The sequence below is a fragment of the Neobacillus bataviensis LMG 21833 genome (assembly GCF_000307875.1).
In the GTDB taxonomy this organism is placed as follows: domain Bacteria; phylum Bacillota; class Bacilli; order Bacillales; family Cytobacillaceae; genus Neobacillus; species Neobacillus bataviensis.
The window spans coordinates 105,927-123,762 of record NZ_AJLS01000035.1; the positions used below are offsets into that span (position 1 = coordinate 105,927).

Here is a 17,836-nt window from a genome sequence, read left to right on the forward strand (position 1 = left end):
ACAAACACGAGTAAGCAAGAAGTATTAACTTTATTTACTTCTGCCAAATAAACTCGAAATGGTTTAATAGGAACAGTTTATTTGGTGAGTGTTAAACTGTTCCTAGAAATTTTTTATAATGTCGGTAAGTTCAATGCTGTATTGATATTATTTAAATCCAAATTGATTTGTTCGTTGGTATTCCAAGCATGGTACCATCCTTTTTCTACCATATATGCGGAAATTTGTTCATGCATATCAATAGCTTCGGTTAAATGGTGAGTGAGCATTTCTTTAATTTCCGGTGTTCCTGATTCTGTTACTGCCATGGCATAATTTCTAACTCCACTTTTAGCTGAAATGAGTAGATCCATTGCAACGACTTGATCCGATAGTCCGTCCATGCCAGTTAAAGTTTCAATGATTGGATTCATGTTCATTCATCTCCTAATTTACTGCTTAGCGTTGGAAAGGATAGAAGCATATTCTTGTAATTGTCTCGTAGATACATCAATGTCTTGCTGCATAATATCTTTTAATAGCTGATCTGTAACTAACGCTTTCATCGTTTTGGACTTAGTCAAACATGTGGTCTTAAATGCAGCCATCTCATGGACCTCAAGAACTTCATGTAAGGCGTAGTTCATTTTTTATACCTCCTTCCTTAAGGTTTCAACACGACTTTTATACAATCATCCATTTTTGTGTCAAAAATCTCATAGCCACGCTTTGCTTCACTAAGTGGAAGTACATGACTTACGACATCTCCTGGATCAATTTTTCCGGTCGAAACTAATTCAAACATATATGGCATATAGTGAATCACAGGTGCTTGCCCAGAGCGGATATTGATATTTCGCTGCATAATATCTCCAAGAGGGAAACCATTATATCTGCCGCCGTAAACGCCAGTAACTTGAATTGTCCCGCATTTACGCACTGCTTGTGAAGCCATGATAAACGCACCGAATGATCCGCCTTGAAGCTTCATTCCGCTCGCAAGGAACTCCATATCAGTCATTTTACCGTCCATACCAACTGCATCAATGACAACATCCGCACCTCCTTTGGTGATTTCCTTCAGGTAACTTCCTACATTCTCATGATCCTCAAAGTTAACAATTTCTACTTTGTTGGTGCGCTTGGCGTGCTGCAGGCGATAATTGACATAATCAACGGCAATGACACGCTTTGCTCCTTTTAGCCAACAGAATTTTTGGGCAAAAAGGCCAACTGGACCACAGCCAAGAACAATAACTGTATCTCCATCCTTTACGCCTGCATTGTCAACACTCCAAAAACCAGTAGTCATTGCGTCGGCAATAACTGCTAACTTTTCATCTGGTTCTTCACAAGTCTCTGGAATTTTGAAATGAGTAAAGTTAGCAAATGGCACTCTTAAATATTCAGCTTGCCCACCTGGATAGCCACCCGTCGTACCAGAATATCCGAAATAGGCACCCATATCACCATTATCATTAGAATTATCACATTGGCTTTCCAAATGGTTTTTACAATAAGAGCATTCACCGCATGCTATATTAAAGGGGATAATAACTCGATCTCCCTTTTTTAGCTTAGTCACACCTGGACCAACTTCTTCAACGATTCCCATTGGTTCATGGCCAATAACATAGTTTTCTTGCAGGTTAGGAATCATGCCATGAATTAAATGTAAATCAGACCCGCATATAGCTGTACTCGTTACTTTAATAATCATGTCATCTGGTTTTTCAATCTTTGGATCTGGAACTTCTTTGACTACAACATTTTTAATACCTTGATATGTTACTGCCTTCATTGGTTACAGCCTCCAGTGTTAGTGATCATCAGGTGTCCGGTCAAACATACCTTTTCTATTGGTCTCAACAGGAAATAGATTCATTTTGCCAATCATCAATGTATTGTTGGCAGAGAGTTGATCTAGTTTATACTGTTCACTTAGTTCGTGTGGATGGAACCATTTTTTATTAATCATTAGTTCTGTGATTTCTTGGTGCATGGCAATCCCTTGCATTAACTGGTTTCGTAAGAGGGTTCTAACATCAGGTGATGCGGACTCCGTTAATGCGACAGCAATATTGCGAACACCTTCTTTGGCACGAAGAAGTAAATCCATCGCAAATGTGGTATCTGCTAGCTCTGGTACGTGTAGCGAGTTTATAGGGTCTAAATAGTCATGGTTCAATGAATTTGCCTCCCTTTCAATTTATTATTGGTGTTGGCCGGTTTTGAGGAACAGGAGCTTCAAAAGGTGCACGTTGATAAATTGCCTGTAATTCTCCAAGTGCTTGCATGGATTGTTCAACATCTTTTTGCATTAATGCTCTCAAATCATGATCAAATACCAGTCCTTGCATTAGTTTTGATTTTGCTAAGCAAAGGGTTTTAAAATTAATAACTTCATGTAGATCCAAAGCCTCATGATCGGCTAATTTTTGAATATCCATTTTGGTTCCCTCCTTTTTGACTAACCTTACAAATACAAAGGTATTATTCCAAATATACAATGAATCATTCTTTAGTAGTTTTTTTAAGAGGTAGGAAAAACGCTGATTAAATGGCTGGATTAATCATAATGTAGTGAAAATTCATTCATAAGGTATCGCTAATAAATATTCGATATATTTTGATTAAAAGGGCATAGGGTTAACCCATAAAACTTAAGTCTTCTTTGTCTTTGATTTTCTTCTCTAGACTCTGATTCTGCTTCTAGTAATGCCAATAGGAATTCCTCATAGCTAAAGTTACGATCCTCAGCCTCTCTTGCCAGAGAACGATATTGTGCAGCAATAGTCGGAATCTGTAGTTGTTTAGTTAAGTGATCTAAAAGTAGTTCAGTTGTCACCTCCGCGTGCCTCCTGTCAAATTGTTTAATGGTACAATGCGTGAGTTCTTGATTTTTTCCATTGTCAGGTCATTTTTTACAGCAATTGCTGTGCCTTGTTATTTTCATCTAATTAGTTTTTTACAGCCTGCATTTTTTTTTTTTTTAAAGAGATACTATATAAAAATAAATAAAGAGGTAATAATTATGCACGATAAAGGGAGAATTACAGCCTATCAAATGGCACTGATGATATATCCAACGATTTACGCCACAGCTGTTCTAATGGTTCCAGTAATTACAGGTCAATATGTGGGACGCGATAGTTGGGCAGCACCCATTTTAGGTTCCTTAAATGGATTTTTTACTGCTTATGTCCTTTATAAATTACATAAGATGTATCCAAATGAATCACTTATTCAATATAGTAAACATATTATTGGACCCTTTCTAAGTAACATACTTGGATTATTCTACCTGTTCTTTTTCTTGTATATGTGTGGGTTCATTTTAAAGGAGTATTCTTCTTTCATTGAAAGTTCCCTTTTACCAAAAACTCCAATGATTGCAATTATAGGAAGCGTTGTTATTATGGCATCTCTCGCTATAACTGGAGGAGTAGAGGTGCTGGGGAGAGCTGCCCAACTATTCATTCCTATTTTCATTCTCCCTATACCGATATTTACAATCATGCTTCTTAAAGACTTGGATCCAAAGAATGTTCTACCGATCTTGGAACATGGTTTGTTACCTTTGCTTAAAGGTTCCGCTGCCCCGCAGGCTTGGTTTAGTGAGGTATTCCTTATATCTATGTTTCTCCCCTTTTTAAAAGATCCTGAAAAAGGATTGAAATGGAGTTTTATCTCAGTATTTGCGGTTATGCTTAGTCTTGTTAGTTTAAATTTACTGACTACTTTCCTATTCGGAGAGATGACTGCTAGTTACACTTTTCCTGTTTTTAAGGCTGTACGCATTATCAGTCTTTCTGATTTTTTTGAACATTTAGAAGCGGGAATTATCACTATTTGGATTTTAGGTGCGTATATCAAAATTACAATCTTCTATTATGCATTAGTTTTGGGTACCGCACAATGGTTGAACCTTTCAGACTTCAAGCCAATCGTTTTACCATTCGGTTTATTAATATCTCTATTTGCTATTTGGGAATTCGCTAATTTACAGGAACAGTTTGAATTTTCAAAGTTCATCTTCCCGTTTTATGTTCCATTTATGTTAACGGTTCTACCAACAATATTATTGATTATTGCTAAGATACGGACAAGAAATACTATGAAGAAAGAGACACCCCGTATATCAAATTATTAGAAAAGGTTGTTTTTCAAACATTTTATCTAAGACCCTTCCTTTTCCGTTTTGATCTTTTTGATCGAAATTCAATCAGTCTAATAAAAAATGATGTTTTAGTAAATAGGAAATTCGCTAACAGAAAGGACTTATTCAACTTGTTTCGAATTTTAAAAAAACGTCCTCAAAAACAACATCCTTATGAAGGAATGAGTAACCGAAATCTTCCTCTGTCATCAGAGTTGGATAAAAATCTTCAAATTCTAAAATCCATTTATAAGGGTTGCATCGATGTAATCTATCATCCTTTTTTAATTGCCGGAAAAACAAAAGCCCTCCTTGTATATATTGATGGCTTATCTGATACAGAACAAATAGATTCTAGCGTCCTTGCTCCTTTAATGTGTAAAACAATTGATAAATCGATTAACCTTCAAGAGACATGTGAAAAGATACAATTATCAAATATACGAGTTGTCAAGACATATGATGATTGTATAAAGAACATTTCTAATGGAAACCCCATCCTTTTAATGGAACATGAGGAACAAGGAGCGGCTTTAGGACTAGCCAAATGGGAAAAGAGATCCATTAAAGAACCTGAATCCGAAAGCGTAATCCGGGGACCAAGAGAAGGATTTGTGGAAACTTTGGGAGTCAATATTTCCATGCTTCGGCGAAAAATCAGAAGTCCCAACCTAAAAATGAAAAAAATGAATATCGGGAGTTATTCTGATACAAGTATAATCATTGCTTATATAGAGGGAATTGCTAATCAGTCATTAATAGATGAAGTTCAAAACAGACTACAGAAAATCGAAATCGACAGTGTTTTGGAAAGCGGATATATCGAGGAATTGATAGAGGATAATGTTTTTTCACCGTTTCCGCAGTTACTTGATACAGAACGACCAGATGTCGCCTCAGCTAACCTATTGGAAGGACGTGTCGTCATATTAGTAGATGGTACTCCTTTCGTTCTAATTGCTCCTGTAAGCTTTTTTTCTTTTTTTCAGGCACCTGATGACTATTACCAACGTTATTTAATTAGTTCTGTTATAAGAATAATGCGTCTTTTCTTTATGTTAATTTCTGTATTCTTACCTTCGCTCTATGTCGCAGTTTCCAGCTTCCATCAGGAGATGGTACCTACAACCTTGCTATTAAGTATGGCATCGTTACGGGAAAGTGTCCCATTTACTGCCATGATAGAGGCATTAATAATGGAGATTGTTTTCGAAGCGCTTCGTGAAGCAGGGCTCCGTCTACCTAAACAAGTCGGAGCTGCAGTAAGCATTGTAGGGGCATTAGTTATCGGGCAAGCTGCTGTTCAAGCAGGACTTGTTTCTCCTCTCATGGTAATTGTTGTGGCGATTACAGGCATTGCTTCTTTTATGGTTCCTCGCTACTCAGAAGGAATTGCTTTAAGAATGATTCGCTTTCCCATCATGATACTTGCTGGAACGATGGGGCTACATGGATTAGTACTTGGTTTTATTGCGATAGTCATCCATTTATGTAAATTACGCTCTTTCGGTGTTCCATATCTTTCACCAATAGCCCCAACAATAGGACAAGAAATGAGGGATGCTTTTATACGTTCTCCTTGGTGGATGTTAAATACACGACCACATTTAACTGGAAGAATTAATAAGTACAGACAGGCTCCCAATCAGCAACCAAAACCAAAAAAATAGATGAAACTTACTGAAATTTAAAGGAAGGGACTTGAAAGAATGAATGATACTTTGTTTCGAATAATGAAAGCTATTCTTGCCTTCTTTCTTGTTCTTTCACAGTGTCTTTTGCTAACTGGTTGCTGGGATAATAAGGAACTAAATCAATTAGCCATCATAGTAGGAGCAGCCATCGATAAAGAAAAAAATAATAAAATTAAATTAACTGTTCAAGTCTTCCTTCCTCAATCACAAAGTGGTGGGCAACAAAGTAGTTCTGGTAAGGCCCAAGTAGAGATTAAATCAGCTGTTGGAACAAACATGGCTGATGCTGCATCCAATCTTCAACGGGAATATTCACGCAGACTTTTTTGGGGACATTGTAAAACATATATCTTTGGCCAATCCCTCTCTGAAATAGGGAACCTCGGAAGACAAATTGACTTCATAGACCGTCACCCAGAGCCTCGCGAGGATTCTCGTTTATATGTCAGTGATGGAAAGGCATCTGACATTTTACAGATATCACCTTCATTAGAAAAATATGTAGGAGATGTGCTTCGAAAGATGTCGGAAATGCATGTTGGTGCAGATATTACATTGAAAGATTTTGACCTGATGGTTACAAGTGAAGGAGGAGGTGCACTATTACCGCTTATTAAAATCAAGCATCAAAATAATGATGATAGGAAAATGAATGTCTCTCCCATCATTGGTGGCACAGCTATTTTTATGAGAGATAAAATGATTGGCAGAATTAATGAAGTTGAATCAAAAGGATTATTATGGGTAAGAAATCAAAATGAATTACCTGAAATAACAGGGTATCCCAAAAAAGGGCAAACCATTTCACTATATCTGAAAAGAACAAAGACAAAGCTGATTCCAAAAATTGAAAAAGGAAAATGGAGTGTCACTATATATATATTAAAGGAAGGGATGATTGTTCAAAATGGAAGCAAAATAAATATTATGAGTAAGAAAAATACAAAAAGAGTAGAAAATTATATAGAAAAGGACGTTTCTAATTCCATAGAGAAAGCCCTTAAGCAGGTAAAAGATGGAATGAAGGTGGATCCCTTTGGATTTGCTACTGCTTTTCATCGTAAATACCCAAAAGAATGGGAAAAAGTAAAAGATCACTGGGAAGTTGTTCTTCCAGATATCTATGTAGAAACGAAAGTTAAGGTACATATACTCGAGCCTGGGTTGTCGACCACTACTTTGGAGTGAAATGAAAAAGGAGCAAATAAATGAAGATATTTGAGCTTATAGGAATATCCATATTAGTTTTTCTAATCCTCTTACTTGAATGGCGGAAGTTATATCCTAATCAAAAAAAAGAAAAAATAATACTTGTGACCTTAACAGCAATAAGCTTGCTACTTGCTATCTTACTTCTTTACTTTCCAGAAATTCCGGGTCCAACTCAAATGATTAGTTCCCTCTTTTTCCCGCTAGGGAGGATGCTTAAATAAAATATCAATCACTAGAATTTCAATCTACCCAATCAGCCAAGTCTTGATGGAAGCACTAGATATTATTAAAAATATGAATGATTCCGGTAAACGGAAGGTTCCAGAAGGAGCTCCTCTTGGTTTTGTCTCTAATCGGTGACAGAAACATGTATATGACGATGATGGAAGTATCAATCGTCATTATTATGAAATGGCAGCATTAACTAAATTACGAAATCATATTCGGTCAGGAGATGTATCTGTTCGAGGCAGTAAACAACATAAAGATTTTGAAGAGTATCTAATTCCAAAAGAAGAATGGTTAGAAACTGGTTCCCATCATAATCGACTTGCTGTAAGCAGTTCGGCTGAAGAATATTTGAACGAAAGAAAATGAAGCAGAATAGTTCAATAGGAAAATTCAATAAAATTTGTATTTAACTTCCTTAAAGGGGGAAACTATGAAAGGAAATTCTTGTATTAATTTTCATAGGGGCTCACAATTGTCTTTAACTATAAATTATTTAATTAAGGGTAATTAAATAAACTAAAATACTGGAGGTAATATAAAATGGGAAAACTATCGGGAAAAGTTGCAGTAATTACTGGTGGCGCATCGGGTATTGGTGCTGCGACAGCAAAACTATTTGTTGAAGAGGGTGCAAAAGTAGTACTTGTCGACTTAAACGAAGAAAAGGGAAAAGCCTTTGAAGCAGAATTAAAAACACAAAATGCTGAAGCGATTTTTGTAAAAGCAAATATTACAATTGAAGAAGAGGTACAAAATATTTTTAAAGAGACATTAAATACTTTTGGAAAGATAGATATTGTATTTAATAACGCGGGAATTGGACGTGTAACACCAACAGAGGAACTTTCTTATGATGAATGGCGCAACACAGTCAATGTGGACTTAGATGGTGTATTTTTAGTAGCACGTGAAGCCATTCGTGAAATGCTGAAATCAGGTGGTGGCACTATCGTCAATACAGCTTCTATGTATGGTTGGGTAGGTTCACCTGGGTCGGCAGCATACAATGCAGCAAAAGGTGGGGTTCTCAACTTAACACGCTCACTTGCGTTAGAATATGCAGCAAAAAATATTCGTGTGAACTCTTTAGCACCAGGCTTTATTGATACGCCAATTATTCCTGAAGAAAGTAAAAAGGAGCTTGCTTCTATTACACCAATGCAACGTCTCGGCAAAGCAGAGGAAATGGCAAAAGCTGTATTATTCATGGCTTCGGATGATTCATCCTTTATGACAGGCAATACATTAACAGTTGACGGTGGATATACGGCACAATAAAAAAGCCAGTAAAATAAAACCAATCGAAAAATTGACCATTTTTCAGCAATACTAGTTAATAGAAGTTGATAAGTTATGCCATTAAAGGGCGCCTTTCTTGAGTATGAAGGCGTCTTTTTCTAATCAATCGATTCTGGCAACACATTTAAATTGGAGTTATATTAAGGTGTAGAAGAGATTGTGAAGGATTCTACTTAAACTATCGGGTGCAAGAGTTAAAGATTGGAGTTACCATATTGGTGGCTTCTTCTTATTCGACTAACGGGGCAGTTAAATTTAAGTGTAATTATTCACAATCTGTATTATTAAATGTCCTTTTCCTCCACACAAAAAGACTCCCACCACATGAAAAAGGAGAATGAATTCATTGTGGAATCATCCCCTCAAATAGTTTGAATATGCTTATACTTATATTACTCATCAATGACTCGCTAAACGTAATTCAAAATCCGCCTTAAACAACAGAATAGCATCAATATTTACAGCAAAATCATGGTCACTGATATTAAAATTAGTTATAAACTCGTCAGATCTCTCACGAACCATAATTGTCGGACGGATATTGTCTCCAATAGCTTCCTTAGTTACACCACTTCCATAGAAATACCAGTTAGTTTCAGTAGGCGCATTTGCTGCATTCTTAGATAAGTCATTTTTTATTCTTTCGCATAAATTATTCATAAAATCTTCATTAAGATTAATGGTTTTTCCATACTTACCATCAACTGATATATCAGCATCTCCATACCAAATATTCCTGCTTGCTCGCTTTCCCTCATTTGAAGTGTATGTTTCATCAAACAAAATCTTCATTTTCATTACCCTCCGTTAAAATAAAATTACTACACACTATTATATACCAATTAGAAATTGTAAAATAGCTTGCTGTTAGTCTCACTAACTCATAAGAGTTAGGCAAGCTTCCTTTTTGTATAGACAGCGAGATCGCTGCCATTACAAAAAGAACTTGTCGGGGAAATTCCCGAACCCCTACAGGAAGTCAGTAGCCTCTTTTGTTGGAAGTTTGAAATAGTGTCTCCTAGTTTTTTCGCTTCTTCTAATACCTCCGAATAGTCTACATGTTTTTCTAAAGGTACAAATTTTTGTATTGTTGAAGCCGATAGAAAATTATCAGTTGCTGCAACAATACCACCTTTAAGCGAAATTTTTACCATTCGTTCGACTTGTGGATTTAATAGCATTCTTATCTCTTCTCGGATTTGTTGTCTAATAAAATTATGCAGTAAATGCAGGTCTGCGTTCACTTTGTCCTGAATCAGGGAAATCTAAAAAGGAAATTAAATTAATCAATTCTTACCATAAGGTAAGTCCTTAAAATCAGATTAAAAAGTATCAAGTGTCATCTTTACTGATGACACTTTTATTTATTAAAGTTATTGACCTAAGATAATGAACAATACGACCATATTGTGAAGAAATATACTTAAACTAATTGGGAGCGTTTCTACAATACGTGGAGACGTTTTTTATTGAAATAACGAAGAGTTTGGTTTAAAAAGGATAATATTAACGAAAGAGGATAGTAAAATAATACTTAAAGAATACTTTTCATCGTGGAGAATATATACAGAATAGAAGCTAGATATTTACTTTCTTGTGAAGGGAGAATTTCATGGGTAATTTAGTAAATGACAATCTGTATGAAACGAGAAATAACTTAGTAAAGGAGATTACTTCATTAAGTTATACTCAATTTAACGGTAGACCTGATATGAATATGTGGAGTATTGCACAAGTTTGTCATCACTTAGTTTTAGTGGAACAGGCAACAATAATGGCTATTGCATGGGGATTAAAAAAGGTTGATAATACTCAAGAAGAACGTAAAAATCTTTACCTTATGTTGGATAGAACGAAAAAGTTTAAAGCTCCCGAAATCGTTGAACCAGATGTAGAACCATTTGAAGTTCAGTCTATCATTGATTTGTTACACGATTCGAGAAAAAAATTTCTGACTTTCCTCAGTACAATAGAAGATAAATCGATATTGGCGGAAAAATCATTTAAGCATCCTGCCTTAGGTGAATTACCACTTGACCAATGGATTGAACAGATATATTTGCATGAACAGCGACACACAGAACAAATAAAAGAGATAAAATTACTTTTAGATGCTCGGCACTAAACTTATTATTATCAATAGATTAATTTAATGAAAGCCAAGCACCTCCCTTTCTCTACATTTTGTAATAGAGGAAGGGTGGTGTTTTATTATGTGAATTGCAGCAAACGGATCTTGATAGAAAAAATTGTAACGTTTTATCTTCTTTTGTAGAAAACAACCAATTAGCACATTAATCATGCTAAAGTGAACAAAACATATCTGAGGAGGAAGGGTAATGCAGTATATTAATAATTTCGGTTGGGGCCTAAATATAATTCTTATGATTTGTTTTGTTATAGCATTATTAGTGCTAATGAGAAAACCGAAAGAAAGCCGAAAGAACACAAAAAAGAAAATGTGAAGTAATGTACTTAAACAAACGGGGGCGTTAATTCCAAAAAGATATTAAGAGGTGATTTTTAGTTGCTAAAAGTTTTGAGAATTATTTTAGCAGTCAATTGTAGTACAAAAAAGGATAGATTGAGCATATTTTATTCTGCTAATCTATCCTTTTTTATTTGCCCCATCTGAAATTAAATAAAAGTATAATGTTATTAAGGATGGCCACGCGATTCAAGAATAGAGGGCGAAGCTAAAAAAGCGGCAGCATAAATTATTATTTCTTTTTGACTTTTACTAATCCTTTCCCTAAATTACCTTTTTCAAAATAGCATATGACTACATCATCGACGTGTATTTCATCATCCGAAACGATGCTTTGAGTAGAAAAAATGATCCCTGTCCCGTCATTACTTTTTCCGTAGTACTGATTGCCTTCAATTTTGCTAATTTTATATTCTACTGTTGTATATTCAGAAGAATCATTGCTTTTCGTACTTGGATTGTAAACAGGAGCAGCTGTATGGCTTCTAAGTAAAACTAATGCTATTAAAACTAAGGAGAGTACCCCAAGGATGATCACTCTTTTGAACATGCTACTTTCCCTCCCTCTATGTATTGTAAAAGATGAAAGAGGAAAGTAAATCCTACTATTTTCCTTAGTCTTTATACCTAGTGTTCCGAAAAGGCTTGCAAAACCCAGGGAAAGTCAATTCGTGTATATTTTGCAACTTTTCTAATCAACTTAAGAACTATACAGATTAGAAGAAGGTGTAGTATGGTTAAAAATTGTTATCGGTCATTCGCCATCATTTCGTTAAGTATGGTCTTTATTATAATGTCTTCCTGCAGTCATTCACAAAGAAAAGACGAAAATGACAATACGAATAAAACTCCTCGCGAGGTTTTAGGTTTCTACACAGAACAGGAAGGAACGTTACAAGGGTCTCAACCTACAGTTAACTCACAATTCACTAATTTAAGTACCATTGCACCCTTTTGGTATAAGCTCGATGATAAGCGACCAGGCAATCTTATTGATTCGGTTACAGCAGATCATAAAAAAATGGTTATTCAGAGTGCTCATGAAAAACACGTAAAGGTATATATGGTTGTACATAATCTCTTTTATGAAACCGTGGAGAAGGGTAAGCAGGTAGCGAGTAATGTACTCATTAATGATAGTAACCGCAATGTTTTCATTCAGAACTTACGGAAAGAAATAATTCAGTTTAAATATGATGGTATTAATATTGATATGGAAAATTTGAATCTGACTGACCGAGATTCCTTTAGTCTGCTGATAAAAATATTGTCTGATGAATTGCACCATGATGGAAAAATAGTTACGGTTTCAGTCCCGGCAAACACAGGTGATTCCCGTGCTAATCCCTGGTCACCGTGGTTTGATTACGAAAAACTTGGTCTATATTCAGATGGGTTAATGATTATGACCTACGATGAACACAACCCTAGAACAAAACCCGGGTCAACAGCATCAGTCGATTGGACAGAAGCAACGATTCATTATGCTTTGAAACACGGAGTACCACCATCAAAAATTTTACTCGGTATCGCAGGTTATGGATGGGACTGGGATATAACAGAAGGCAAAGCCGTGTATAGATCCTATGCACAGATAATGGATCAGAAAAAAAAATATAAAGCGAAAAGTATGTGGGACTCCCGTTCGCAAACACCTCATTTCAGTTACGTAGATAAAGAACAACATAGCCACCAGGTATGGTTTGAGAATAGTGATAGTCTGCGGTTTAAGCTAGACCTTGTAGAAAAATTTAACTTACGGGGAATCGGGATTTGGCGACTTGGCTTAGAAGACCCAATGTACTGGAAGACAATCCCCCAGCAAATAAAAGTAAAAAAGTGATGGAATGATCAAACCAAAAGTGAGTTGGAACCCAATTTATAGTGATAATATTTTATTAATTGGAAGAAAATAGTCTTAGGAAAGGAGGAATTGCGAATGTCTGTGAAAAAGTGGTTAACTGGATTAGTCGTTTTGCTTGCGATGATTGTGGTTGTAACAACTTCAGGCACGCTTAGTGTATTTGCTGAATCCAGCGTCGTAACACAGCCTATTGAAACAGTGAAAACGATTGAGGTCGAGTTGAATGATGATTATTTTAATCCGAAAGTGATCACTATTACAACTGGAAGCACGACAACGTTGATATTAAAAAACAAAGGTAGGGTAAAGCACACCTTCACCGTGGAAAAGCTCGGAATTGACACCGAAGTTCAGGCGGGAAAAGAAAAAACCATTACCGTGAAACCAACAAAGCCCGGTACATATGATTTGGAATGTCGGTACCATTTACAGGAAGGTATGGTTGGAAAAGTAATAGTCAACTAACAAGCAGGGTCATTGGGCCCTGCTTTTTTAATTGGCAACGGAAATTTACCTATAATAGCCCAGACTCGCAATCAAATTTTCCTTAAATGCTTGTTCTTATGCCAAATTATGTTTGTTTTACTTATTGATCCCCCAAAATAGTTTTGTATAATATTATTGGACTTCATAGGTTAAAAAATATGTAAAAGAAACTAAAATGGGAGGGTTTATGGTGAAAATTAAAATAACCGACTTAAAAAAGAAGCTTAACGATTACAGTCAGAAAGAATTGATTGGGCTAATCGTTGATTTGGTTAAGGTTAATAAAGATGTGCAAGACTTTTTGTCAAGTAAATTTGTCGGGGAAGAGGTAATTGACGAACTTTTCAAAAAGGCTCGTAAAAAAATTGAAAATGAGTTTTTCCCAGACAGAGGGGGATTCAAAGCTTAGATTTTCAGAAGAGAAAAAAGAAATTACTGGTTTTAAAAAGGCTACAAATGATGAAAGACGAACAGTAGACCTCATGCTTTTCTATGTCGAACAGGGGGTTGAATTCACTTCCACTTTCGGTTATATAAATGAGCGGTTTTACTCTAGTATGGTAAATATGTTTGATCAAGTAGCTATAGCATGTGATAGGGATGAAGAACTATTCAGAGATTTCTCTTCAAGAATAAAGAAAGTATTAGAGGACGCAGATGGAATAGGATGGGGCTTCGATGAAGCATTAGTAGAATCTTTTTACACTATTAATTGGGTAGATGTCGAAGAAGATGAATAATATATGTAAATAGTAAATGTAGTGATGGCTGAAACTTCATGAATGCAATGTCCCCACATTTTTTATGCGACAAGAGCTATTAAAAATGAGCTTGAATGTTTATCAGCATTTATCGTTTGGAAATTAAGAAATTAAAGGTCACTCCCCAGCGCATTAACGCTTTAGTATACCGGTATACCGAGAGCTGACCACTTTTTTTCAAGTTGGGCTGTTTTGATCAATCTGATTTGGGGAAAGCTTTTTTAAACCGAAGTAGCTAACAATATTCAAACTGATTATTTGAGAAAAGCTGATTTACCTAGGATTTTCTCATAATGATAGTCAAAAAAGAATTATTAAAAATTCGCGGTGGAATAAGGGGAAATAAGCTTCAAGTATTATATGATATAGAGGGGTGATTCGATGGATTTTATAACCCAAAAAGCTCTTGATGACTATATCGGGGATAAAACGATAATCGAATTAAAGGACTTGACGAAATTAATCGAAGAACAATTTGATGTCGTTTTTAAGATTGAAAAAAAGCTTGATATAGATGAAATGACCAAAATGTTGTCCGAAGATCAGATCTTAATAGAAAAAGTAAAAAAAGCTAGAGAGAAAAGAGATCCGAATTTTTCATCATATCTTCGCAATAAAGATGAATTCAATAAGTACTTGAACGAGGCTCATAATGCCAAATAATGACCTATATGAAGTGATTTGGAATCCCGATGTTAAAAATTTTGAGTATGATGGTTATTACTGGATAAACATTAGAAATATCATCCTTGTTTTTGAAATATTCGAGAGAGATAAAATTGTTGCGATTGAAGCTTCTTATTATGCAAACAATGAACGAAGCGCTCAAGTTTTTTGTGATATCGATCCAAATGAGGGATGGACATAACTATGATTGAATTTTAAAATCAATCATAAGAATGCTCCATCTCTATTTTTTATATCATATTTGTAATGCAAATTCACGATTAATATAGGAAGGATGCATCTTATTACAAAAATGGTGATAAATTAGAGAACATGATCTGTTTATATTAAAAACTAATTGCTGGGCAGTTGGATGCCACGCCAGCTGCTTACATCGCATTGGCCATATTCATTATCACCCACAGCAACCACCGTGCCGTCCGATTTAAGCCCGACGGTATGGGCACAACCTGCCGCAATCGCCACAATATCGCGCCAATCACATACATTACATTGGCCATACTCATTCCAACCTACAGCCACCACAGTACCGTCCGATTTAAGGCCGATGGTATGATTACTACCCACTGCTATCGCCACAATATCGCGCCAGCCACTTACATTGCATTGGTCATGTTTATTCAAACCTACAGTCATTACTGTACCGTCCGATATAAGCCCGATTGTATGAAGATAGCCCGCCGCTATCGCTACAATATTGCTCCAGTCGCTTATGTTGCATTGGCGGTACCGATTATTACCGACAGCCGTCACCGTGCCGTCCGATTTAAGACCGATAGTATGCCAGTCGCCCGCCGCGACCGCCACAATATCATGCCAGCCGCTTACATTGCATTCACCATCATTATTTCGTCCCACTGCTACCACCGTGCCATCCGATTTTAGCCCAATGGTACGACGCCAACCCGTCGTAACTGCTACAATATCGCGCCAGTCGTTTACATCGCACTGGTCATGCTTATTCCAACCCACACCCGCCACGGTACCGTCCGATATAAGCCCGATTGTATGAGCATTACCCGTGTTCGTCGCCATATGAACATTACCCGCCGCGACCGCCACAATATCATGCCAGCCGCTTACATCACATTGGCCCAATTTATTATCCCCCACGGCCGTCACCGTACCGTCAGGTTTAAGCACAACGGTATGACGGCGACCCGCCGCTATGGTATCTTTCGGCCACCTTTTCACCTTTAATACCGCTTCTTTCGGTGAAATGTAATCCATGTTTTACCTCCTCGAATATAAGCAACCCTGTAGTTACCTGACAAGTATATGTATGATTATGGTTGCCCGTCAAATGTAAGTATCCGTATGGTTGTGTGTAAACTATACTGTTTGTTGTTCTACCGAATTCCAAAAAGAATCCCGAAAAAAATGAAATAATTTTTTGTTAAAGATTCCATAGTAATAGGCGATACGTCACAATCGTCAGAAACTTTTGGAATTGGATTATTGGAAAAACGAGAGTTGGAGAAGGAAATTTTGTATAATATTTATTAAAGTAACGATTTTTAATCGTCTTCAACGAACAAGAAAAAATATAGAAATAGACTGCGAATTTGTAAAAAAGGGAAACAAGAGAAACTATTGATTATATAAAAGGAGCGATATATAAAAATGGCTATTAATATAAAAAAATGCACCCGTGAAGATTTATGCACCCTTCAAGAAATTAGTTATGAAACATTTAATGAGACATTTAAGCATCAGAATTCACACGAAAATATGAATGCCTATTTGGAAAGGGCATTTAACTTAAAACAATTAGAAAAAGAATTGGGCACTATTTCTTCAGAATTCTTTTTTGTTTATTTTAACAATGAAATCGCTGGCTATTTAAAGGTAAACACCAATGATGCTCAGACTGAACAACTGGGTAATGAATCAATTGAAATTGAGAGGATTTATATAAAGAATAAATTCCAAAAAGAGGGACTCGGTAAATATTTGCTCAATAAGGCTTTGGAAATAGCAATAGAGCGTGATAAAAAGAACGTCTGGCTGGGTGTATGGGAAAAAAATGAAAATGCTATTGGCTTTTATAAGAAAATGGGGTTTGTTCAAACTGGAGCCCACTCATTTTATATGGGGGATGAAGAACAAATAGATTTAATCATGATTAAAACACTTATATAACTTTTACTAGAAGTACAAAAGAATAGGAATTCTCAAGGGTGGTCGGTATACTCCCAAACAGAAGGGGGGATGCTTGCAATTTCTTTTGCTAGTTTAGTCATAGTGATTCTGTCATGCTATAACTATATAGAAAAACTAATATCCACCCTTGAATTCCTAATCTCAGGTGGATGATCTTCATCAAATTCGATTCGGGTATAGTTTTAACTTTTCAACCCAGCAGCATAGAAGGGACCATTCACTGTAATGGTTGATAGGATCCGTGCCATTTCTTGAGGAGATTCTTTTCTGCCACTATTCAACCACTGTTGAATGACGCCTATATGTGCAGACGCAACGTAAGAAGCTAAGTATTGTCCTGGAACAACTTCCCTAACCAGTCCGTCTGAATTATTTCCAAACATTGTTTTCCACATAAAGTCTTTCAGTCTTGTTTGAAATGATAGATCTCCTTTAGGGCCTAACACTGCTTTCATAAATCCACTATTTTCATTTAAAAACTCAAATACTGAAACTGCTATGGAAAATGGTGTTTCAGTCGGTAATTTTGTTCCATGTGCGGCAATTAAACCTGGGAAGTTCTGTTTTACAATTCTGGACATCTCATGCATAATTTCTTCTTCGCATTTGGTCATTAAATCAAATTTATCTTGATAGTGTGCATAAAATGTTCCCCTATTAATTTTCGCTCTAATTGTAATATCCTTTACCGTAATGGCTTCGAAACCTTTTTCATCGATTAATTCTACTAGTGCATCTCGGATTGATTCTTTTGTTCGAAGGACACGTAAATCCGTATTATTTTCTCGCAAGCTACTTCCTCCTTCATTTTAG

The 17,836-nt window shown here is 36.1% G+C and carries 24 protein-coding genes and 2 pseudogenes; 15 read left to right on the forward strand and 11 right to left on the reverse strand.

Going from position 1 to position 17,836, the window contains the following annotated elements:
* Positions 1-113: 113 nt before the first annotated feature.
* The 6 genes from BABA_RS03455 to BABA_RS03480 form a co-directional block, all read right to left on the reverse strand.
* On the reverse strand, positions 114-413 hold the full coding sequence (locus BABA_RS03455; RefSeq protein WP_007083742.1) for a spore coat protein: 300 nt from the start codon (positions 411-413) through the stop codon (positions 114-116).
* 18 nt (positions 414-431) lie between these two features.
* The gene (locus BABA_RS03460; protein WP_007083743.1) at positions 432-626 is read right to left on the reverse strand and encodes a hypothetical protein; all 195 of its coding nucleotides are present in this window, start codon (positions 624-626) and stop codon (positions 432-434) included.
* Between the two features lie 17 nt (positions 627-643).
* Positions 644-1,780, reverse strand: a complete 1,137-nt coding sequence (locus BABA_RS03465; protein ID WP_007083744.1) for a zinc-dependent alcohol dehydrogenase — start codon at positions 1,778-1,780, stop codon at positions 644-646.
* Between the two features lie 18 nt (positions 1,781-1,798).
* The gene (locus BABA_RS03470; protein WP_007083745.1) at positions 1,799-2,167 is read right to left on the reverse strand and encodes a spore coat protein; all 369 of its coding nucleotides are present in this window, start codon (positions 2,165-2,167) and stop codon (positions 1,799-1,801) included.
* A gap of 16 nt (positions 2,168-2,183) precedes the next feature.
* Positions 2,184-2,429: a hypothetical protein gene (locus BABA_RS03475; RefSeq protein WP_007083746.1), complete on the reverse strand. Its 246-nt coding sequence runs from the start codon at positions 2,427-2,429 to the stop codon at positions 2,184-2,186.
* Positions 2,430-2,587: 158 nt separating this feature from the next.
* The gene (locus BABA_RS03480) at positions 2,588-2,827 is read right to left on the reverse strand and encodes a P-loop NTPase family protein (protein WP_007083747.1); all 240 of its coding nucleotides are present in this window, start codon (positions 2,825-2,827) and stop codon (positions 2,588-2,590) included.
* A gap of 21 nt (positions 2,828-2,848) precedes the next feature.
* Here BABA_RS03480 and BABA_RS03485 point away from each other — a divergent pair, with 21 nt between their 5' ends.
* From BABA_RS03485 to BABA_RS03510, 6 genes and pseudogenes are all read left to right on the forward strand, one after another.
* The gene (locus BABA_RS03485; protein ID WP_235749557.1) at positions 2,849-4,132 is read left to right on the forward strand and encodes a GerAB/ArcD/ProY family transporter; all 1,284 of its coding nucleotides are present in this window, start codon (positions 2,849-2,851) and stop codon (positions 4,130-4,132) included.
* 188 nt (positions 4,133-4,320) lie between these two features.
* Positions 4,321-5,808 carry a spore germination protein gene (locus BABA_RS03490; protein ID WP_051185996.1) on the forward strand — a complete coding sequence of 496 codons (1,488 nt, stop codon included), beginning with the start codon at positions 4,321-4,323 and terminating at the stop codon, positions 5,806-5,808.
* 39 nt (positions 5,809-5,847) lie between these two features.
* The gene (locus BABA_RS03495) at positions 5,848-7,020 is read left to right on the forward strand and encodes a Ger(x)C family spore germination protein (protein WP_007083750.1); all 1,173 of its coding nucleotides are present in this window, start codon (positions 5,848-5,850) and stop codon (positions 7,018-7,020) included.
* Positions 7,021-7,040: 20 nt separating this feature from the next.
* Positions 7,041-7,265 carry a hypothetical protein gene (locus tag BABA_RS03500; protein ID WP_007083751.1) on the forward strand — a complete coding sequence of 75 codons (225 nt, stop codon included), beginning with the start codon at positions 7,041-7,043 and terminating at the stop codon, positions 7,263-7,265.
* 5 nt (positions 7,266-7,270) lie between these two features.
* Positions 7,271-7,635 (forward strand): annotated as a pseudogene (locus BABA_RS26335) (Tn3 family transposase); the annotation flags it as partial.
* Between the two features lie 180 nt (positions 7,636-7,815).
* Positions 7,816-8,553 (forward strand): SDR family NAD(P)-dependent oxidoreductase, encoded by a 738-nt coding sequence (locus BABA_RS03510; RefSeq protein WP_007083753.1) that lies wholly within the window; start codon positions 7,816-7,818, stop codon positions 8,551-8,553.
* Between the two features lie 420 nt (positions 8,554-8,973).
* On the opposite strand, the gene BABA_RS03515 is transcribed toward BABA_RS03510, so the two are convergent.
* Positions 8,974-9,366 carry a hypothetical protein gene (locus BABA_RS03515; protein WP_007083754.1) on the reverse strand — a complete coding sequence of 131 codons (393 nt, stop codon included), beginning with the start codon at positions 9,364-9,366 and terminating at the stop codon, positions 8,974-8,976.
* A 98-nt stretch (positions 9,367-9,464) separates the two neighbouring features.
* Complete coding sequence (locus BABA_RS03520) at positions 9,465-9,755, reverse strand: hypothetical protein (RefSeq protein WP_007083755.1); 291 nt, start codon at positions 9,753-9,755, stop codon at positions 9,465-9,467.
* A 431-nt stretch (positions 9,756-10,186) separates the two neighbouring features.
* Here BABA_RS03520 and BABA_RS03525 point away from each other — a divergent pair, with 431 nt between their 5' ends.
* Positions 10,187-10,699, forward strand: coding sequence for a DinB family protein (locus BABA_RS03525; protein WP_007083756.1), 513 nt, complete (start codon positions 10,187-10,189; stop codon positions 10,697-10,699).
* Positions 10,700-11,294: 595 nt separating this feature from the next.
* On the opposite strand, the gene BABA_RS03530 is transcribed toward BABA_RS03525, so the two are convergent.
* Positions 11,295-11,612: a hypothetical protein gene (locus BABA_RS03530; RefSeq protein WP_007083757.1), complete on the reverse strand. Its 318-nt coding sequence runs from the start codon at positions 11,610-11,612 to the stop codon at positions 11,295-11,297.
* 183 nt (positions 11,613-11,795) lie between these two features.
* On the opposite strand from BABA_RS03530, the gene BABA_RS03535 reads away from it, so the two are divergent.
* The 6 genes from BABA_RS03535 to BABA_RS03560 all read left to right on the forward strand — a co-directional run bounded on the left by BABA_RS03535 (position 11,796) and on the right by BABA_RS03560 (position 15,041).
* Positions 11,796-12,905, forward strand: a complete 1,110-nt coding sequence (locus tag BABA_RS03535) for a glycosyl hydrolase family 18 protein (protein ID WP_007083758.1) — start codon at positions 11,796-11,798, stop codon at positions 12,903-12,905.
* Between the two features lie 96 nt (positions 12,906-13,001).
* Positions 13,002-13,391 (forward strand): cupredoxin domain-containing protein, encoded by a 390-nt coding sequence (locus BABA_RS03540; protein ID WP_007083759.1) that lies wholly within the window; start codon positions 13,002-13,004, stop codon positions 13,389-13,391.
* A 208-nt stretch (positions 13,392-13,599) separates the two neighbouring features.
* Positions 13,600-13,821, forward strand: coding sequence for a hypothetical protein (locus BABA_RS03545; RefSeq protein WP_007083760.1), 222 nt, complete (start codon positions 13,600-13,602; stop codon positions 13,819-13,821).
* Positions 13,784-14,152: a DUF6155 family protein gene (locus tag BABA_RS03550; protein ID WP_007083761.1), complete on the forward strand. Its 369-nt coding sequence runs from the start codon at positions 13,784-13,786 to the stop codon at positions 14,150-14,152. Before BABA_RS03545 ends, BABA_RS03550 begins: the two co-directional genes overlap by 38 nt.
* Before the next feature lie 402 nt (positions 14,153-14,554).
* Positions 14,555-14,836 (forward strand): hypothetical protein, encoded by a 282-nt coding sequence (locus tag BABA_RS03555; protein ID WP_007083762.1) that lies wholly within the window; start codon positions 14,555-14,557, stop codon positions 14,834-14,836.
* Positions 14,826-15,041, forward strand: a complete 216-nt coding sequence (locus tag BABA_RS03560) for a hypothetical protein (RefSeq protein ID WP_007083763.1) — start codon at positions 14,826-14,828, stop codon at positions 15,039-15,041. Before BABA_RS03555 ends, BABA_RS03560 begins: the two co-directional genes overlap by 11 nt.
* Positions 15,042-15,193: 152 nt before the next feature.
* Here the strand turns inward: BABA_RS03560 and BABA_RS03565 are convergent, their stop codons facing one another.
* Positions 15,194-16,090: an RCC1 domain-containing protein gene (locus tag BABA_RS03565; protein WP_007083764.1), complete on the reverse strand. Its 897-nt coding sequence runs from the start codon at positions 16,088-16,090 to the stop codon at positions 15,194-15,196.
* A 280-nt stretch (positions 16,091-16,370) separates the two neighbouring features.
* Here BABA_RS03565 and BABA_RS26950 point away from each other — a divergent pair.
* Positions 16,371-16,457, forward strand: a pseudogene (locus BABA_RS26950) (MarR family transcriptional regulator); the annotation flags it as partial.
* A 26-nt stretch (positions 16,458-16,483) separates the two neighbouring features.
* Positions 16,484-17,002: a spermidine/spermine N(1)-acetyltransferase gene (gene paiA / locus BABA_RS03570; protein ID WP_007083765.1), complete on the forward strand. Its 519-nt coding sequence runs from the start codon at positions 16,484-16,486 to the stop codon at positions 17,000-17,002.
* A gap of 203 nt (positions 17,003-17,205) precedes the next feature.
* On the opposite strand, the gene BABA_RS03575 is transcribed toward paiA, so the two are convergent.
* Positions 17,206-17,814, reverse strand: a complete 609-nt coding sequence (locus BABA_RS03575) for a TetR/AcrR family transcriptional regulator (protein WP_007083766.1) — start codon at positions 17,812-17,814, stop codon at positions 17,206-17,208.
* Between the last annotated feature and the right edge of the window lie 22 nt (positions 17,815-17,836).

Excerpts from the sequence above, each read along its gene's own strand:
- BABA_RS03455 (WP_007083742.1), bottom strand. The coding sequence starts at position 413 with ATGAATCCAATCATTGAAACTTTAACTGGCATGGACGGACTATCGGAT.
- BABA_RS03460 (WP_007083743.1), bottom strand. The coding sequence starts at position 626 with ATGAACTACGCCTTACATGAAGTTCTTGAGGTCCATGAGATGGCTGCA.
- BABA_RS03465 (WP_007083744.1), bottom strand. The coding sequence starts at position 1,780 with ATGAAGGCAGTAACATATCAAGGTATTAAAAATGTTGTAGTCAAAGAA.
- BABA_RS03475 (WP_007083746.1), bottom strand. The coding sequence starts at position 2,429 with ATGGATATTCAAAAATTAGCCGATCATGAGGCTTTGGATCTACATGAA.
- BABA_RS03490 (WP_051185996.1), top strand. The coding sequence starts at position 4,321 with ATGAGTAACCGAAATCTTCCTCTGTCATCAGAGTTGGATAAAAATCTT.
- BABA_RS03495 (WP_007083750.1), top strand. The coding sequence starts at position 5,848 with ATGAATGATACTTTGTTTCGAATAATGAAAGCTATTCTTGCCTTCTTT.
- BABA_RS03500 (WP_007083751.1), top strand. The coding sequence starts at position 7,041 with ATGAAGATATTTGAGCTTATAGGAATATCCATATTAGTTTTTCTAATC.
- BABA_RS03510 (WP_007083753.1), top strand. The coding sequence starts at position 7,816 with ATGGGAAAACTATCGGGAAAAGTTGCAGTAATTACTGGTGGCGCATCG.
- BABA_RS03515 (WP_007083754.1), bottom strand. The coding sequence starts at position 9,366 with ATGAAGATTTTGTTTGATGAAACATACACTTCAAATGAGGGAAAGCGA.
- BABA_RS03520 (WP_007083755.1), bottom strand. The coding sequence starts at position 9,755 with ATGCTATTAAATCCACAAGTCGAACGAATGGTAAAAATTTCGCTTAAA.
- BABA_RS03525 (WP_007083756.1), top strand. The coding sequence starts at position 10,187 with ATGGGTAATTTAGTAAATGACAATCTGTATGAAACGAGAAATAACTTA.
- BABA_RS03530 (WP_007083757.1), bottom strand. The coding sequence starts at position 11,612 with ATGTTCAAAAGAGTGATCATCCTTGGGGTACTCTCCTTAGTTTTAATA.
- BABA_RS03535 (WP_007083758.1), top strand. The coding sequence starts at position 11,796 with ATGGTTAAAAATTGTTATCGGTCATTCGCCATCATTTCGTTAAGTATG.
- BABA_RS03540 (WP_007083759.1), top strand. The coding sequence starts at position 13,002 with ATGTCTGTGAAAAAGTGGTTAACTGGATTAGTCGTTTTGCTTGCGATG.
- BABA_RS03545 (WP_007083760.1), top strand. The coding sequence starts at position 13,600 with ATGGTGAAAATTAAAATAACCGACTTAAAAAAGAAGCTTAACGATTAC.
- BABA_RS03550 (WP_007083761.1), top strand. The coding sequence starts at position 13,784 with ATGAGTTTTTCCCAGACAGAGGGGGATTCAAAGCTTAGATTTTCAGAA.
- BABA_RS03555 (WP_007083762.1), top strand. The coding sequence starts at position 14,555 with ATGGATTTTATAACCCAAAAAGCTCTTGATGACTATATCGGGGATAAA.
- BABA_RS03560 (WP_007083763.1), top strand. The coding sequence starts at position 14,826 with ATGCCAAATAATGACCTATATGAAGTGATTTGGAATCCCGATGTTAAA.
- BABA_RS03565 (WP_007083764.1), bottom strand. The coding sequence starts at position 16,090 with ATGGATTACATTTCACCGAAAGAAGCGGTATTAAAGGTGAAAAGGTGG.
- paiA (WP_007083765.1), top strand. The coding sequence starts at position 16,484 with ATGGCTATTAATATAAAAAAATGCACCCGTGAAGATTTATGCACCCTT.